The 15,328-nt window shown below is 49.2% G+C and carries 17 protein-coding genes and 2 tRNA genes; 17 read left to right on the plus strand and 2 right to left on the minus strand.

From position 1 onward, the window contains the following. The first annotated feature begins 28 nt into the window (after positions 1–28). The 15 genes from HMPREF9453_RS10065 (at position 29) to HMPREF9453_RS10135 (ending at position 11,632) form a co-directional block, all read left to right on the plus strand. Positions 29–1,114: an LptF/LptG family permease gene (locus HMPREF9453_RS10065; protein WP_008860461.1), complete on the plus strand. Its 1,086-nt coding sequence runs from the start codon at positions 29–31 to the stop codon at positions 1,112–1,114. A 227-nt stretch (positions 1,115–1,341) separates the two neighbouring features. After that, entirely contained in the window at positions 1,342–2,541 is a 1,200-nt protein-coding gene (locus tag HMPREF9453_RS10070) for a DUF3084 domain-containing protein (RefSeq protein ID WP_008860462.1), read from the plus strand. After that, entirely contained in the window at positions 2,538–2,972 is a 435-nt protein-coding gene (ruvX, locus tag HMPREF9453_RS10075) for a Holliday junction resolvase RuvX (protein WP_008860463.1), read from the plus strand. Before HMPREF9453_RS10070 ends, ruvX begins: the two co-directional genes overlap by 4 nt. A gap of 460 nt (positions 2,973–3,432) precedes the next feature. Continuing rightward, a tRNA-Pro gene (locus HMPREF9453_RS10080) sits at positions 3,433–3,508 on the plus strand. Between the two features lie 7 nt (positions 3,509–3,515). Beyond that, a tRNA-Arg gene (locus HMPREF9453_RS10085) sits at positions 3,516–3,592 on the plus strand. A 273-nt stretch (positions 3,593–3,865) separates the two neighbouring features. Next, a complete protein-coding gene (gene rpoD, locus HMPREF9453_RS10090) occupies positions 3,866–5,068 on the plus strand; it encodes an RNA polymerase sigma factor RpoD (protein ID WP_008860464.1) in 1,203 nt (400 codons plus the stop codon). A 311-nt stretch (positions 5,069–5,379) separates the two neighbouring features. Continuing rightward, positions 5,380–5,721, plus strand: coding sequence for a 50S ribosomal protein L19 (gene rplS, locus HMPREF9453_RS10095; RefSeq protein ID WP_008860465.1), 342 nt, complete (start codon positions 5,380–5,382; stop codon positions 5,719–5,721). 151 nt (positions 5,722–5,872) lie between these two features. Next, a complete protein-coding gene (locus HMPREF9453_RS10100) occupies positions 5,873–6,274 on the plus strand; it encodes a hypothetical protein (RefSeq protein WP_008860466.1) in 402 nt (133 codons plus the stop codon). A gap of 18 nt (positions 6,275–6,292) precedes the next feature. Further along, entirely contained in the window at positions 6,293–6,802 is a 510-nt protein-coding gene (locus HMPREF9453_RS10105; protein WP_008860467.1) for a tRNA (cytidine(34)-2'-O)-methyltransferase, read from the plus strand. Further along, entirely contained in the window at positions 6,789–7,145 is a 357-nt protein-coding gene (locus HMPREF9453_RS10110; RefSeq protein ID WP_008860468.1) for a YlbF/YmcA family competence regulator, read from the plus strand. Before HMPREF9453_RS10105 ends, HMPREF9453_RS10110 begins: the two co-directional genes overlap by 14 nt. After that, on the plus strand, positions 7,142–8,068 hold the full coding sequence (murB, locus tag HMPREF9453_RS10115; RefSeq protein WP_008860469.1) for a UDP-N-acetylmuramate dehydrogenase: 927 nt from the start codon (positions 7,142–7,144) through the stop codon (positions 8,066–8,068). The genes HMPREF9453_RS10110 and murB overlap by 4 nt, the downstream gene beginning before the upstream one ends. Positions 8,069–8,267: 199 nt before the next feature. Next, entirely contained in the window at positions 8,268–8,549 is a 282-nt protein-coding gene (gene groES, locus HMPREF9453_RS10120) for a co-chaperone GroES (protein ID WP_008860470.1), read from the plus strand. Between the two features lie 32 nt (positions 8,550–8,581). Next, the gene (gene groL, locus HMPREF9453_RS10125; RefSeq protein WP_008860471.1) at positions 8,582–10,195 is read left to right on the plus strand and encodes a chaperonin GroEL; all 1,614 of its coding nucleotides are present in this window, start codon (positions 8,582–8,584) and stop codon (positions 10,193–10,195) included. A 171-nt stretch (positions 10,196–10,366) separates the two neighbouring features. Further along, positions 10,367–10,729, plus strand: a complete 363-nt coding sequence (locus tag HMPREF9453_RS10130; protein WP_008860472.1) for a DUF488 domain-containing protein — start codon at positions 10,367–10,369, stop codon at positions 10,727–10,729. A gap of 21 nt (positions 10,730–10,750) precedes the next feature. Beyond that, positions 10,751–11,632, plus strand: coding sequence for a LysR family transcriptional regulator (locus HMPREF9453_RS10135; protein ID WP_008860473.1), 882 nt, complete (start codon positions 10,751–10,753; stop codon positions 11,630–11,632). Positions 11,633–11,881: 249 nt separating this feature from the next. Here the strand turns inward: HMPREF9453_RS10135 and HMPREF9453_RS10140 are convergent, their stop codons facing one another. Beyond that, positions 11,882–13,345: an ISLre2-like element ISDsu1 family transposase gene (locus HMPREF9453_RS10140; RefSeq protein WP_008860474.1), complete on the minus strand. Its 1,464-nt coding sequence runs from the start codon at positions 13,343–13,345 to the stop codon at positions 11,882–11,884. A 127-nt stretch (positions 13,346–13,472) separates the two neighbouring features. Here HMPREF9453_RS10140 and HMPREF9453_RS10145 point away from each other — a divergent pair, with 127 nt between their 5' ends. Together HMPREF9453_RS10145 and HMPREF9453_RS10150 are read left to right on the plus strand one after the other, a co-directional pair. Then, a complete protein-coding gene (locus tag HMPREF9453_RS10145; protein ID WP_050805675.1) occupies positions 13,473–13,955 on the plus strand; it encodes a flavodoxin family protein in 483 nt (160 codons plus the stop codon). 18 nt (positions 13,956–13,973) lie between these two features. Next, entirely contained in the window at positions 13,974–15,110 is a 1,137-nt protein-coding gene (locus tag HMPREF9453_RS10150) for an alpha/beta hydrolase (RefSeq protein WP_008858509.1), read from the plus strand. Between the two features lie 17 nt (positions 15,111–15,127). On the opposite strand, the gene HMPREF9453_RS12315 is transcribed toward HMPREF9453_RS10150, so the two are convergent. Next, positions 15,128–15,328, minus strand: a 201-nt coding sequence (locus HMPREF9453_RS12315) for a hypothetical protein (protein WP_222859649.1), incomplete at its 5' end; no start/stop codon positions are given.

A 15,328-nucleotide genomic window follows, 5' to 3' on the forward strand; every position in this document is an offset into this window, starting at 1 on the left:
ATTCAACCAATCAGGGAGGGAAATTCTGATGAGACTTTTGGACAAATACACATTAAAAGAATTTCTCGGGCCCTTTCTTTTCGGCGTTGCAGCTTTTACAGCCATCTTTCTGGGGGCGGACACCCTTTTAAAGATTGCAAGCTACGTAACAAAATACGGCGCATCCCCTGTCTCCGCCCTTAAAATCTTTATCCTCGCACTGCCCCGGATCGTGGTATACACCTTCCCCATGGCAGTCCTTCTGGGCGCGCTTATGTGCTTCTCCCGACTGTCCGGCTCCAGCGAACTTATCGTCATGCGCTCCTCCGGCCAGAGCTTCCTTCGGCTGGCAGCGCCGGTATTCATTCTTTCCCTCTTCATCAGCCTCTGTGCCGTGGCATTCAATGAATATGTGGTGCCCTGGACGAATCGGGAATATGAATATGTGCTGAACACGGAAATCAAGAAGAACTTCAATCCCGGCGTCACGGACCATGTGGTGGTGCGGGATGTGCAGAATGGGAAAATCGTTCACCTGCTCTATGCAAGACGGTACAATCCGGCTACAAAGGAACTGGAAAATATTACGGTCCAGGAATTCCAGAATGAAGAAGTGACCCGGGTGGAAAATGCCCCCAAGGCCATCTGGAAAAACGGCGTATGGATTATGAACGACGGCATCATCTATGACCTCACCGGCGACGGTGTGGACCGCATGATGCACTTTGACCGTCAGGAAATCCCCTATGCCCAGGCACCGGAAGATATTCCGAAGGAAAAGAAAAACTATGATGAAATGACCATCCGCGAACTGCTCCTGACCAAGAAGGCCTATGCTGCAGCCCATGCGGATACGACTCCCATTATGATGGAAGTGCACCGCCGCTTCTCCCTCCCCATGGCCAGCTTCGTTTTCGCCATCGTAGGAGCTCCCCTGGGCGTACAGAAGCAGAGATCCTCCTCCTCCATCGGCTTTGGCCTTTCCGTAGTCATCATCTTCCTCTACTACGCCATTATGACCTTCCTGGAAGCTCTGGGAAAAGGCCACGTCATGCCGGCCACCCTGGCCGTATGGCTGCCGAACCTTATTGCCCTCTTCACAGGCTGCTGGCTTATTCATCGAGTAGATAAATAAAAGAAAGAGTCGTGGGAACACCTGCGGCTCTTTTTTCATGGAAGGAAACCATTCGCAGCCAGTTTCCTGTCCGGCATGGGGATACTGCGAATCGCCTCCATAGGAAACCACGATTCCCCTTACCTTTTGCATACCGGTATTTCATAAAAGCAGAAAAAACGGTATAATAAAATAAGATTCTGCTGAGATATAAGTTTCAGATCAAATGAAAGGGAAGGAGGAGTTTCATGTTTATAGGGGCCGCCATATTTCTTGTCCTCATTGTCATGGGCGGGGTGATTGCCTTCCTGGGAGACCGTATCGGCTCCAAGGTAGGCAAAAAAAGGATGACTCTTTTCGGACTCCGGCCTAAATATACATCAGTCATCGTTACCATTATTTCGGGCGTACTCATTTCCTTTTCCACCGTGGCTGTCATGGCCGTGGTGAATGAAAATGTGAGGGTGGCTCTTTTTGGCCTGTCCAAACTGCAGACCCGGATGAATGATCTGAACCAGGAAATCAAGGTGAAGAACCGGGAACTGGAAAAGGGAAAGCTCCAGCTGGAAGCCCGGAATAAAGAATATGAAGATGTGACAAAGAAATCGGAAGAAACGTCGAAGGAACTGGATCGGGTGGAAAGCCAGCGCATTTATATGGAACAGGAACTCTCTTCTGTGCAGGATGCCTATGATGAAGCTAAGGCCGGTGTGGAACGGTCTGCTGCGGAAATCCGGGATCTGGAGAAAACAAAGGAAGATCTGAGCAGCAACATTCATACCCTGAACCAGGAAAAGAAAACCCTTCTGGAAAATATTTATGCCCTCCGCGAAGGACAGGTGGTCATGCAGGCAGGCCAGGTGCTTACCAGTGTTACGGTGGACGAAAACATGACAAGGGATCAGGCAGCCCATGTGCTGGAAAGTGTGCTGAACGATATTAACAACATGCTGAAGCAGCAGATGAACATTACCGATGAAAATGCCAACCTGGTCCGTATCAGCCAGGCCGATTTTGACAGCGCCGTCCAGGAAATCACCGGAGCAAAGAACAAGAAACTGGTCCGGATTGTGGCAGCCCAGAATCTGATCCGCGGTGAAAGACTGATTGTAGACTTTGATATCCATGACAACCGCCTTATCTTCAGCAGAGGGGAAACGATTTATCGCGGAAACCTGGATGCTTACCAGAATATTAAAAACTATGAACTCCAGGTGCTTCGTTTCCTGAAGGATCTGAACCGCTATGCCCAGTCCAAAGGCGTGCTGCCGGACCCCATTACCGGCAATGTAGGCGTGCTGGAAGGACAGGAGCTGATTGACGTGATCCAGAAGGTGAAGGAATACGGCGGTCAGTGCGTACTTACCGTCACCGCCAGAAGGGATATCTACTCCCAGGGGCCCCTCCTCATTGACGTACGGGTGGACAGGAAGGATGGAAATCCATGATACTCTCAGTTGATCCGGGCAGGGATAAGACGGGCTGCGCCGTGGTAGAGGAAGATGGCAGCCTGGTGGTGAAGAAAGTGATTCCCACAAAAAACTATGAAAAAGAAATAGCAAAGCTCCTCTCTTCCTTCACCCCCCGGGCCCTCATCATGGGTAACGGCACCCGCCACCGGGAAATGAAGGAACGGAGTGAGAAACTGCTCCAGGCTATGGATAGGGATATCCCTGTGATTCTGGTGGATGAAAAATATACCACCGAAATGGGAGAGCAGTGGTATCGAAAAGACCATCCCCCCAAAGGCCTGGCTCGTCTCATTCCCGAGGGCATGCGCACCATTCCCGTGCCGGTGGATGACTATGTGGCCTGGATTATTGGGAATATCTACCTGGGTCATGTGAAAGCGGAAGATGTGGGGCACAGAAAGGTGTAGACGGGGGGGAACAGGGCTATTATTACAACAGGAAACCCTTTGCGAACAGTTTCCTGCCTGCCGTGGGAACACGGCGAATCATTGCCATAGGAAACCTTTCGCGAATAGTTTCCCATCTGCCGTGGGAACTTTGGCAATCATCACCATAGGAAACTTTTCGCCACCAGTTTCCAGCCCGGCATGAGGGCATTGTGAATCATTGCCATAGGAAACCCTTTGCGAACAGTTTCCTGTCCGCCGTGGGAACACGGCGAATCATTGCCATAGGAAACCTTTCGCGAATAGTTTCCCATCCGCCGTGGGAACTTTGGCAATCATCACCATAGGAAACCCTTTGCGAGCAGTTTCCCATCCGTCATAGGAGCAGGGCAAGTCAACTTGTCAGGAAACGGGTTCACCCATATTTCTCATTTTTCCTCTTGACGAAATGGGAGAGATGTAATAAAATATCTAAGTGTCACGGGGCATAGCGCAGTTGGTAGCGCACCTGCTTTGGGAGCAGGGGGTCGCCAGTTCGAGTCCGGCTGCCCCGACCATACATATGGCTCAGTAGCTCAGCTGGATAGAGCAACCGCCTTCTAAGCGGTGGGTCGTGGGTTCGAATCCCTCCTGGGTCACCAGCAGAAAAGCATTCCGGAAGGAATGCTTTTTTCATGAAGGGAAGAGGGCAGGCTTTTTGAAAATGCCTGCGCCTCCTTTCTATTGTTATGGGGAATATATTTTCTCTATTGATTTTTTTCTATTAGTAGAGTATCATTGTAGTCTAACTTAAGAAAAACAGGGCGGGCTATTTCATAAAAGGCTTCCGAGGAAGCAGGAAACAATCATATAGAAGCTCCCTGACAGATGTATATTGTAAAACATATTGGAATGTTTGAGGAGGTGTCCCTAATTTGGCAGCTAAGGCAGCACAGCTTGCACAGTGGCTAAAGGAACTGCAGGAACGGGTCAATGCGGATGGTAATCTTCCATATAATGAAATCATCCGTTTCACAAAAGAAAAATCATTGACACAGAAACAGTTGGATGGGATTTTTAATCTTCTTCATGAACACAATATCGATCTCGTTTATGATGAAGATGAAGACGCAGGAGAGCCGGATGAGGCTGATTTCAACGGAGATGATGATGATCTCTCCGAAGAAATGATTCTTGAAAACGAAGAAGACGGTCTGGAAGGCGATAAGGACTGGAACTCTTCCGATACAGCAGAAACGGAAGAGGCTGATTATGGAGCTGCCGGCGGTGTCAGCGACCCGGTACGGCTTTATCTTCGCGAATGTGGTGCCAATCCCCTGCTCAGTGCAGAACAGGAAATGAACCTGGCAAAGATTATCGAAAAGGGCAAGAAGAAGGATGCCACTCCGGAGGAGAAAGAAGCAGCAAGGGCTGCCAAGAAGGAAATGGCCAATGCCAATCTTCGTCTGGTGGTGTCCATTGCCAAGAAATATCCGGGCCGCGGCATGCCTTTCTTGGATCTGATTCAGGAAGGGAATATCGGTCTTCTGAAGGCAGTGGACAAGTTTGACTACACCAAGGGTTATAAATTCTCTACTTATGCCACCTGGTGGATTCGTCAGGCCATTACCCGCTCCATTGCTGATCAGGCCCGCACCATCCGCGTGCCGGTACATATGGTGGAAACCATTAATAAGATGAACCGTGTAGGCCGCCGGTTCCTGCAGGAACATGGGCGGGAAGCCACCAATGAGGAACTGTCCAAGGAAATGGGCATCAGTGTGGAAAAAATCCGGGAAGCCAAGAAAGCAGCCCAGGATCCCATTTCCCTGGAAACGCCAATCGGTGAAAAGGAAGATTCCCATTTAGGCGATTTCATCGAAGACCAGAAGACGGCGTCTCCGGAAGATGAAGCAGCAGCTACCATGAGAAGAGAACAGGTCTACAAGATGCTGGATACCCTGACAGAAAGGGAAAAAGGCGTCCTGGCACTCCGCTTCGGCATGGATGATGGTACGCCCCGTACGCTGGAGGAAGTAGGCAAGCACTTTGGCGTCACCCGCGAACGTATCCGCCAGATCGAAGGAAAAGCGCTGAAAAAATTGAAAAAACAGGCCATGCCCATGGCAGGACTGTAAGGGAGAAGAGCTGTGCCGGAAAGGGCACGGCTCTTTTTTTCAGCGGGTGCGTATGGCATTCCCGAAGAGTCATCGGCATAAAGCTCCTGGCAGGTCGGGCCGCAGAGTGTCTTCATGAATCCGGTTTCTGAAATGATTTTCCACTGGCTTTTCTGTGTTTCCTGTAGTATAATATTCAAGCATTCAGCATCAAAGTACCTGCTTTTTCATTGCAATGGAAGAAAAAGTATGATACAATGCTACTGTTAGTCTGGACAGTCCTCTGCCAAAAGCGATCGGCATGAATGTCTTGTGAGAAGGAGGAAAAGATCGTGAACATTATTGAAACACTGGAAAATGAACAGCTCAGAAATGACATTCCTGAATTCCGCCCGGGGGACACCGTCAGAGTTCATGTAAAGGTCGTCGAAGGAAAGACTGAACGTGTACAGGTATTTGAAGGCATCGTGATTGCCCGTAAAAATGCCGGCGTAAGAGAAACTTTCACCGTTCGTCGTATTTCTTACGGCGTAGGCGTTGAAAGAACATTCCTGGTTCATTCTCCCCGTCTGGAAAAGATTGAAGTGAAGCGCCGCGGCATTGTTCGTCGTGCTAAACTGTTCTATCTGCGCGGCCTGTCCGGTAAAGCAGCTAGAATCAAGGAAAGAAAATAATGGTAAAAAAACTGCAGCGCTGCTGCAGTTTTTTTATTGGAAAAAATAGACTCTATTCATGGACCTCTGTTTTTCTCATTGCCCGGATGTGATAGAATAGTAAAAGTGCAGGGAGGGCACAGGGTTTTGGTATTTTATAAGTGAGGAACCTATGAAATATAAATATGTCATTCCGGCAGTCTTATTATCTTTAGGAATGGTACTGCCTGTTTCTGCTAATAAAATAAAGAATGTATTCGTGGTGGATGAGCTGACGGTGGAAGTGGAAATGGCGGATCCTCTGACGAAGGAGGAGCTTGATCCCGCCCGTTTCCTGGCAAAGGACTATGAGCCGGCGTTTACTTTTAATGAGGGGGTAGAGGCTGTAGGCCTTCCGGTTCCCCAGAAGAGCGATGGATTCCATTACAACATTTACCGCATTGCGGTGAATGGACTGGATGTGGGCCCCATTTATCAGATTTCCTACCGCAAACAGAAACCGAAAACATTCAAATTTTATGGCGGAAGAGAGCAGGTGGACAAGTATCGCGATCGATATGGAAGCTATTTCTGATTTCATGAAAGGATATCTATGCATATTGTGTTAGTGGAGCCGGAAATTCCGGGCAATACAGGAAATATTTCCCGCCTCTGCGCAGCGGAGCATCTGACTCTTCATCTGGTGGAACCCCTTGGATTTTCCATTGATGACAAGCATCTGAAAAGGGCGGGCCTGGATTACTGGGACCTTCTGGAGGTTCATGTGCATCCCGATTTTTCATCGGTGGAACGGATGCTGAAGGGCCATCATTTTTATTACAATACCACCAAGGCCGTGAAGGCCTACACCCAGGTATCCTTCAGGGAAGATGATGTGCTGGTATTCGGCAAGGAAACCAAAGGGCTTCCGGAGGATATGCTCCTGGCCCACCGGGAGGACTGTATCCGGATTCCCATGATTGAAGAAGCCCGTTCTCTCAATTTATCCAACGCGGTGGCCATTGTGGCACTGGAAGCACTGAGGCAGACCGGTTTCCCCCATCTTTTGAAGGAAAGCGGCCGGTTGTTTAAAGGAGGCAGGGACACCCATGAATACGTATGATGCAGCTTATGATCTGGCAAGGGCCATCAAGGAAAGCGATGAAATGAAACGTTTGACTGCGGCAGCTGAAAAGATCAAGGGTGATGAGGAAGCCAGGAAAATGGTGAAGGAATATATCATGGCCCAGATGAAAGCTGATTATGCCAAACTGGCAGGACAGAAGGAAGACGAGGACAGCTACCAGCATCTGCAGGAGCTGGCTGTTCTGGTAAGCAACAACAGCAATGCCCAGGAATATCTCCAGGCATTTATCCGTTGGAATCAGGTAGCTGCGGATTTGCAGAAGATTGTATCCGATGCAATGGCGCAGGGTATGGATGTATTGGAACTGAATAAACAATGACAGATTGGAAAGCATTTCTTGATGGAATTTTAACTGAACGGCAGTACAAGCTGGATGAACCTATGAACCGCCACACCACTTATGGCATCGGCGGACCGGCAGACTGCTTTGTCATGCCCCAGACCACGGAGGAACTGAAGAAGGTCCTTTCTAAAGCTCATGAGGAGGGCATTCCCGTCACTTTTATCGGCGGCGGCTCCAACCTTCTGGTGTCGGATCTGGGCATCCGGGGGATTACGGTGTGCACCAGCCGTCTGAAGCAGGACATGACCTGTCATGAAACCTGGATTACTGCCATGGGCGGCGTAGGCACCGGCACCATTTCCCGCTTTGCGGAAAAGAACAGCCTCAAAGGTTTTGAATGGGCTGTGGGTATTCCTGGCACCCTCTGCGGCGCTGTATTCATGAATGCCAACGGCTACGGCAGTCAGATGAAGAACGTGGTGGAGGAAGTGTATACCATTTCCAGTGACGGCACGGAAGACCGTACCTATGGATGGGATGATCTCCATTATGGCGACAGTGACAGCGTTTTCATGCATAACGGTGATATCATTGTGGGGGCCAAGCTCCATCTGGCACCGGGCAATGCTGATGAAATCAAGAGGAACATGACGGAACACCAGATTTCCAGAAGAACCAAGCAGCCTCTGGAAAAGAGGAGCGCCGGCACCATGTACCTCCGTCCGCCGGGATACCATGTGGGACCCATGATTAAGGACTGCGGTCTTATCGGCTTCTCCGTCGGAGATGCCCAGGTGTCTACCAAGCATCCGGATTTTGTGGTGAATAACGGCCACGCTTCCTGCAAGGATGTACTGGCAGTGCTCCATGAAGTGCAGAAGCGGATTATGGACAATTACCATATCCACGTACCCCTGGATGTGCGGATCCTTGGTGAAGGGGTCAAACAGGAAAGATAAGGAGTCACTGGTTCCTTTATGGAATCAGGGGCCACATACAAAAAGAACCGGCTTTGTGAGCCGGTTCTTTTTGTATGTCTCTTTTGGCTATGATTTTTTTTTAATAAAGGACTTGCATTTTTGAGAAAAGTTATGTATTATAGAAAAGTAAGTTAGCACTCGATGCTAGTGAGTGCTAATAGTCAAAGGAGGAATAAACATGTTAAAACCATTGGCAGATCGTGTTCTCGTTAAAGTTGATGAAGAAGAAACTAAGACCAAAGGCGGAATCCTGATTCCGGATACAGCTCAGAAAAAATCCCAGAAAGGTACAGTGATGGCTATCGGTTCCGGCAAAGTGCTGGACAATGGTACCCGTCTTCCTTTTGAAGTCAAAGTAGGAGACCATGTGCTCTTTGCTAAATATTCCGGTGTAGATATTGATGAAGACGGTGAAAAATACCTGCTTCTTGCTGAAAGAGATATCCTCGCTATTCTTTAATTTTTAGTTTTCAAATCTTAGGAGTGATATAAATGGCTAAAAAAGTACTTTATAATGAAGAAGCCCGCGCAGCTCTTCTGAAGGGCGTTGACCAGCTGGCTAATGCAGTCAAGATTACCCTGGGACCGAAAGGCCGCAATGTGGTTCTTGATAAGAAATTCGGCGCTCCGAACATCGTAAACGACGGTGTTTCCATTGCCCGTGAAATCGAACTGAAGGATCCCTTTGAAAACATGGGTGCCCAGCTTGTTAAAGAAGTAGCCACCAAGACCAATGATGTAGCCGGCGACGGCACCACCACTGCAACCCTCCTGGCTCAGTCCATGATTCATGAAGGCATGAGAAACGTAGCTGCCGGTGCCAACCCCATGGTCCTGAAGAAGGGCATTGAAGAAGCAGTGAAAGTTCTTGTAGATGAAATCAAGAAGAAGGCTGTTCCTGTAAAGACTAAGGAAGCCATTGCTCAGGTTGCTTCCATTTCCTCTGCTGATAAGACCATCGGCGGCCTCATTGCTGACGCTATGGAAAAAGTTGGCAACGACGGCGTTATTACAGTAGAAGATTCCAAGACCATGGGCACCAGCCTGAAGGTAGTAGAAGGCATGCAGTTCGACCGCGGCTACCTCTCCCCATACATGGTAACTGACCCGGATAAGATGGAATGCGTCATGGATAACCCATACATCCTCATTACCGACAAGAAGATCAACATGCTGCAGGATCTGCTCCAGCTCTTGGAACAGGTTGCTCGCTCCGGCAAGGAACTCCTGATTATTGCTGAAGATGTGGAAGGCGAAGCACTGGCTACCCTGGTAGTGAACAGACTCCGCGGCACTCTGAAATGCGCTGCTGTCAAAGCTCCGGGATTCGGCGATCGCCGCAAAGCTATGCTGGAAGATATTGCCATCCTCACCGGCGGCCATGTGATTTCCGATGATATGGGCCGCAAGCTCCAGAGCGCAACCCTGGATGACCTGGGCACTGCTCATCAGATCCGTATCACCAAGGACAACACCACCATCGTAGGCGGTGCCGGTGACAAGGATGCCATCAAACACAGAGTGGAACAGATCCGTGAACAGTACAAGGCAGCTGTTTCCCAGTTTGATAAAGATAAACTCCAGGAACGTCTGGCTAAGATGAGCGGCGGCATTGCTGTCATCGAAGTAGGCGCAGCTACTGAAGTAGAAATGAAAGATAAGAGACTCCGCATTGAAGATGCTCTGAATGCTACCAGAGCTGCTGTAGAAGAAGGTATCGTTGCCGGCGGCGGCACAACCTTCCTGGATATCCAGAGCAGCCTTGATTCCATCAAAGCAGAAGGGGACGTAAAGACCGGCGTGAACCTGGTTCGTCATGCTATCGAAGCTCCTGTACGCCAGATTGCTGACAACGCAGGTCTGGAAGGCGCTATCGTAGCTGAAAAGGTCAAAGAAGCAGGCGACGGCATCGGCTACAATGCAGCAGAAGATAAGTATGAAGATATGCTGGCAGCAGGCATTGTAGACCCGGCTAAAGTAACCAGAAGCGCACTGCAGAATGCAGCATCCATTGCCGCCCTCGTTCTCACCACGGAAGCTGTAGTAGGCGATATTCCGGAAGAAAAACCGGCTATGCCTCCTATGCCCCAGGGTGGAATGATGTAATCTGATTCATCATCAGACCATGTAGTATGTAAAAAAGACTGTGAAATCATGAACCTATGGTTTCACAGTCTTTTTGTAACCGGATTTTCCGGAAAAACGAAAATTTTGCGGCCGTCACATTTTCCTTTTATAAACCATGATACAATAGGAGCATGAAAGGAAGTCTTGACTATGGACATACAGTTGAAACGGGTATATGAAAGTCCGGAAGAATCGGATGGATACAGGATTCTGACGGACCGGCTGTGGCCGAGGGGCATTTCCAGGGAAAAAGCGGCACTGGACCTTTGGGCCAAAGACATGGCTCCCTCTTCGGAGCTTCGGAAATGGTTCGGCCATGATCCGGAAAAATACGAAACATTCAGGAAAAAGTATCTGCAGGAGCTGGATCATAATCCGGGAAAGGAGGATTTTCTTTCCCTGGTGAAAAGCCATCTTAAGGAGGGCAGGGTGACTCTTCTCTATGGAGCCAGGGACAGAGAACATAACCAGGCCGTGGTGCTGCAGCATTTTCTGGAACAAGCTCTTTCGTAAAACACAGGATGAGGAGATACCATGGAATTAAGGGTTATGAAGTACTTCCTGGCAGTGGCGGAGGAAGGAAATATTACAAAGGCCGCAGACCGGCTGCATCTGACCCAGCCCACCCTTTCCCGGCAGCTGCGGGAGCTGGAGGAGGAACTGGGGGCACCCCTTTTTGTACGGGGGAAGAGAAGGATTGCACTGACCGAGGCGGGCGTTCTTTTTAAAGCCAGAGCTGAGGAAATCATGGCGCTGGAAAAACGGACGGTCTATGAGTTTTCCCATCTGGGGGAAACCATAGCCGGCGATGTGTATGTGGGAAGCGGCGAAACGGAAGCGGTGAGTGATGTCATATCGGCTCTGGCGCCGGTACTTCAGCAGTACAGGGATATCCATCTGCATCTTTTAAGTGGAAACGGTGAACAGTCACTGGATTATCTGGAAAGGGGACTCCTGGATTTTGCCCTTCTCTGCCGCAGTCAGCCTCCGGAAGATTATAACTATATCCAGCTGCCTCATCGGGATACATGGGGCCTGATTATGAGGAAAGATAATCCGCTGGCAGCCAAACCGGGCATCCGGGCAGTGGATCTCAAGAAGGAACCGCTGATTGTGTCAGCCCAGCTTACCTCTCGAAATGAGATCCAGCGGTGGATGGGGGATTACAGCGCCCTCACCGTGGCAGCTACTTACAATCTGGCTTATAATGCGTCGTTTCTCGTGGAGCAGGGGCTGGGAAGCATGATTACTTTTGAAGGGCTCGTCCCCTGTGGTACCGATTTCCGTCCGAACCTTGTATTCCGCCCCTTTATTCCCGCTTTATTCAGTGGTAACTTCATCATATGGAAAAAAGGACGCCTTCTTTCCAAAGCAGCGGAATTGCTGAAAGAGAGGATGGAGAGCTGCTTTTCATAATGCTTTATGGGCATGGTCAACTGAAATAAACAGGCATTAGCTATTGAAAAACCTCCTGCTTATAATGAAATCGTAGAAAGTCTATAGATTTCATGATAAGGCAGGAGGTATTTTTGTGGGTAAAAAGGTAATCATTATATCATCCAGTCTGCGAAGGAACAGCAATTCAGAAAGGCTGGGTAAGTGTCAAGTTTTCCTCGGTAATTCATTTGACTGTCGATGATTACTATCTCCGTGGCTTCGGTTTTATCAGTATTTCTGTATAGCTCTGGCCAGTCTCCCCATTGGTGAAGAAGAAGCTCCATAAACGCCTATACGCCCCTCCAGGCATCCTGGCCTATAGTTTCTCATTTTACGCTTCTGCGCCTCACTCCGGACATTCTGGGCGATTTTACGCTCTGTCTGCACCGCAGCCTTGTGCATGGCTCTATCCATCTTTTTGTAGCTTTTCCCATTAGCATGGTACAGGAGAGCTGCTGTAAGTGTTTTATTCTTCCGGGCGGTCAATACCCAAACCATACACTCCATTCCCTCGCTGGACCAGCTCCGTCCCTGCCGCTTCATGCGATAGCTGTAGAACCGGTGATTTGTTTCTGCAGTCCCCAGGTGAATCTCTGTATGGATGCCGCGCTGACTCAGGCTGGAGATATAGGGAGCATTTCTCTCCAGATAGCTCTGCAGCTTGTCTACCTCCTCCAAATCCGCCTCTGTTCGGGCGCAGCTCCGGGCAGTGTCCATCCATACCGGAATCCGTTTCATAATATTGTCGGTCCGGTGAAGCTCTCGGATAATGTGGTCTACCAGTTCCTTGTTGCAGAAGCTGAGCCGGTTCCGGATCTTTTCATGCACATGATAGCAGTCGCGGAAGTGCTGGTGATCCAGGCAGCCTTCTACCATTCGCTCAAAGTCCTGAAACTGGTATCCGGACCCTCCATCCCCATTCGACAACACTGTGGTCTTAGACAGGTCATAGTGCCCAAGCAGATAGCTTCTTACCATTGCAAAAAGTTCTTTCCTGCTGGTAGATGCAAAGCAGCGAAGTCCTACCAGTTCTGTCCTGTTGCCATTTTCCCTGACTCCCTCATATACCTGGAGGCGGTGCACTTCCGAAACGCCGCCTTTCTCCTTGTTCTTGAGTACAATTCCATCTCCTTCAATCGCTATAATTTCCGGCTGTGTCGGCTTTTCAACCTTTTCCTCTTCTGCCAATGCTTTTTCGTAAGCCTTTGCCTTCTTACCGGCATAATTCTTGAGTGAGATAACGGACTGATGGGAGATGGTAATCCCTGCCAGGCTTTGCAGGAGTTCGCTGGCACTGCGAGATGTGGTAATTGCGACAGCCTCGACAATCCGCTCAATCATTCCCATGCTGTAGTGTTTTCTGGGCTCAAAGCCCATTTTGCGGTCCAGGGGATAGAAGCTCTTCCCATCTTTCTGCAGAAGTCTTCGGGTATAGGTCAGCTCTCCATAGCGACAGTAAATCGTCCGGGAGTCCCGGCGCGCCACACGCCACCCCTGTGACCTGTAAATCTGATACAGCTCCGCGTCAATACGCTCCAGAGCCATAGCTATAAGCTGACAGTTCATTTCTTCGAGCCAATGAGATAACTTCCTTTCAGACTCAATAGAATCATCAGATTCCTTGATGATAGAAATGACTGCTCCTATTGCATTTTCACTCCAAATTTCTCCAGTTTTTGTTATAATATCCATGAGGAAAGCCCTTTCTTTGTTTTATTTGTGCACGGAAATTATAACATTTCCACTCAAGGGGAGGCTTTCCTCTTTTATTGTTTCTGGAAAAATTCCCCTACCGAGTAAAATTTTACACTAAGAAAGGCTGGCAGCTGCTTTTGCACAGGGAGCAGAAAAGGCAGGAAATGAAACGGAATTGATTTCCCTGGCAGGCAGGAAGCTGGGATTCTGCACCGGATGTCTGTCCTGCCAGAAAACATTTCGCTGTTACCAGAAGGATGACGGGGCGGTTCTCTGCGAAAAAATAGGGAATGCCGATGTGGTGGTATTTGCTACGCCCATCTATTACTACGGAATCAGCGGACAGCTGAAGACTCTGCTGGATCGGTGCAATCCCCTGTTTCCGCAGGAATACCATTTCCGGGATGTATACCTTCTGATGGCTGCAGCTGATGACAACCCCCATACACCGGAAAGAGCCATTTCCGGATTGACCGGCTGGATTGACTGTTTCCCCAAGTCCCGCCTGGCAGGTGTGGTATTTGCCGGCGGCGTGACGGAGGCAGGAGATATTGAAAATCATAAAGAGCTTCATGAAGCCTTCGTAGCTGGCATGCATGTGCAATAAATCAAGGGAGAAAACAGAATGAAAAATGTAAAGAAGATAAAATGGATGATTCTTGCCCTGGCCGGTCTTGCTCTGGCAGGCTCTGTAATGACGGCGGAGGCTGCCGATGTGAACAGCCAGGGAGAAAAGGGAAACGGGGTGCGCCGGATTTCTACGACTCCCTGGCAGGGAGAGGAACCGCTGAAGCTCACTGATACCTGGGACAAAACCTTTCCCAAAAGTGACAAGGTAGACCATTCCAAGGTCACCTTCCATAACCGCTATGGCATAACCCTGGCAGCAGACCTGTACATGCCGAAAAACAGGAAAGGGAAAATGGCGGCCCTGGCTGTGGCAGGCCCCTTCGGTGCCGTCAAGGAACAGGCGGCAGGTCTCTATGCCCAGAAGCTGGCGGAAATGGGATTTTTAACCATGGCTTTTGACCCATCCTTTATCGGCGAAAGCGGCGGCAGAATCAGAAATGTGGCCAGTCCGGACATCAATACGGAAGATTTCTCGGCAGCGGTGGATTATCTCTCCAGCCGCGACGATGTGAATCCGGATAAAATCGGTATTGCAGGCATCTGCGGCTGGGGCGGCATGGCATTGAATGCCGCGGCTATGGATACAAGAATCAAAGCCACCGTTACATCCACCATGTACGATATGAGCCGGGTGATTGCCAATGGCTATTTCGACTATGAAAAGAACCAGAGTCTTTTAAAGAAGGAAAGAATGGAAAGACGGAAGGTCCTTAATGAAGAGAGAACCCTGGATTATAGAAATGGAAACTACAAGAGAGACGGCGGTGTGGTAGATCCTCTTCCGGCAGATGCGCCTCAGTTTGTGAAGGATTACTATGACTATTACAAAACAAAGAGAGGCTATCATCCCCGGTCTCCTAACTCCAATGACGGATGGAACCTGACCAGTGCCCTGTCCTTCATGAATATGCCTCTTCTGACCTATGCGGACGAAATCGAAAGCCCTGTCCTCATGATTCATGGTGAAAAAGCCCATTCCCGTTATTTTTCGGAAGATGCGTTCAAGAAACTGAAAGGAAACAACAAGGAACTCCTTATCGTTCCCGGTGCCAGCCACACAGACCTTTATGACAACATGGACAAGATTCCCTTTGACAAAATCGCCGCCTTCTTCCACAAGTACCTGGGGTGATGAAGAGCGCAGAGAAATCAGGGGGAGGGAAGCAGCCATTTTTCTCTTTCCTTAGTGTAAAATTTTACTCGGTAGGGGAATTTTCCAGAAACAATAAAAGAGGAAAGCCTCCCCTTGAGTGGAAATGTTATAATTTCCGTGCACAAATAAAACAAAGAAAGGGCTTTCCTCATGGATATTATAACAAAAACTGGAGAAATTTGGAGTGAAAATGCAAT

The sequence above is a fragment of the Dialister succinatiphilus YIT 11850 genome (genome assembly GCF_000242435.1).
Classification (GTDB): Bacteria; Bacillota; Negativicutes; order Veillonellales; family Dialisteraceae; genus Dialister; species Dialister succinatiphilus.

What these genes read in the sequence shown, in the direction of transcription:
- HMPREF9453_RS10105 (WP_008860467.1), top strand. Translation starts at nt 6,293, where the DNA reads ATGCATATTGTGTTAGTGGAGCCGGAAATTCCGGGCAATACAGGAAAT.
- groES (WP_008860470.1), top strand. Translation starts at nt 8,268, where the DNA reads ATGTTAAAACCATTGGCAGATCGTGTTCTCGTTAAAGTTGATGAAGAA.
- HMPREF9453_RS10140 (WP_008860474.1), bottom strand. Translation starts at nt 13,345, where the DNA reads ATGGATATTATAACAAAAACTGGAGAAATTTGGAGTGAAAATGCAATA.
- murB (WP_008860469.1), top strand. Translation starts at nt 7,142, where the DNA reads ATGACAGATTGGAAAGCATTTCTTGATGGAATTTTAACTGAACGGCAG.
- HMPREF9453_RS10135 (WP_008860473.1), top strand. Translation starts at nt 10,751, where the DNA reads ATGGAATTAAGGGTTATGAAGTACTTCCTGGCAGTGGCGGAGGAAGGA.
- HMPREF9453_RS10100 (WP_008860466.1), top strand. Translation starts at nt 5,873, where the DNA reads ATGAAATATAAATATGTCATTCCGGCAGTCTTATTATCTTTAGGAATG.
- HMPREF9453_RS10065 (WP_008860461.1), top strand. Translation starts at nt 29, where the DNA reads ATGAGACTTTTGGACAAATACACATTAAAAGAATTTCTCGGGCCCTTT.
- groL (WP_008860471.1), top strand. Translation starts at nt 8,582, where the DNA reads ATGGCTAAAAAAGTACTTTATAATGAAGAAGCCCGCGCAGCTCTTCTG.
- HMPREF9453_RS10150 (WP_008858509.1), top strand. Translation starts at nt 13,974, where the DNA reads ATGAAAAATGTAAAGAAGATAAAATGGATGATTCTTGCCCTGGCCGGT.
- ruvX (WP_008860463.1), top strand. Translation starts at nt 2,538, where the DNA reads ATGATACTCTCAGTTGATCCGGGCAGGGATAAGACGGGCTGCGCCGTG.
- HMPREF9453_RS10110 (WP_008860468.1), top strand. Translation starts at nt 6,789, where the DNA reads ATGAATACGTATGATGCAGCTTATGATCTGGCAAGGGCCATCAAGGAA.
- HMPREF9453_RS10130 (WP_008860472.1), top strand. Translation starts at nt 10,367, where the DNA reads ATGGACATACAGTTGAAACGGGTATATGAAAGTCCGGAAGAATCGGAT.
- HMPREF9453_RS10070 (WP_008860462.1), top strand. Translation starts at nt 1,342, where the DNA reads ATGTTTATAGGGGCCGCCATATTTCTTGTCCTCATTGTCATGGGCGGG.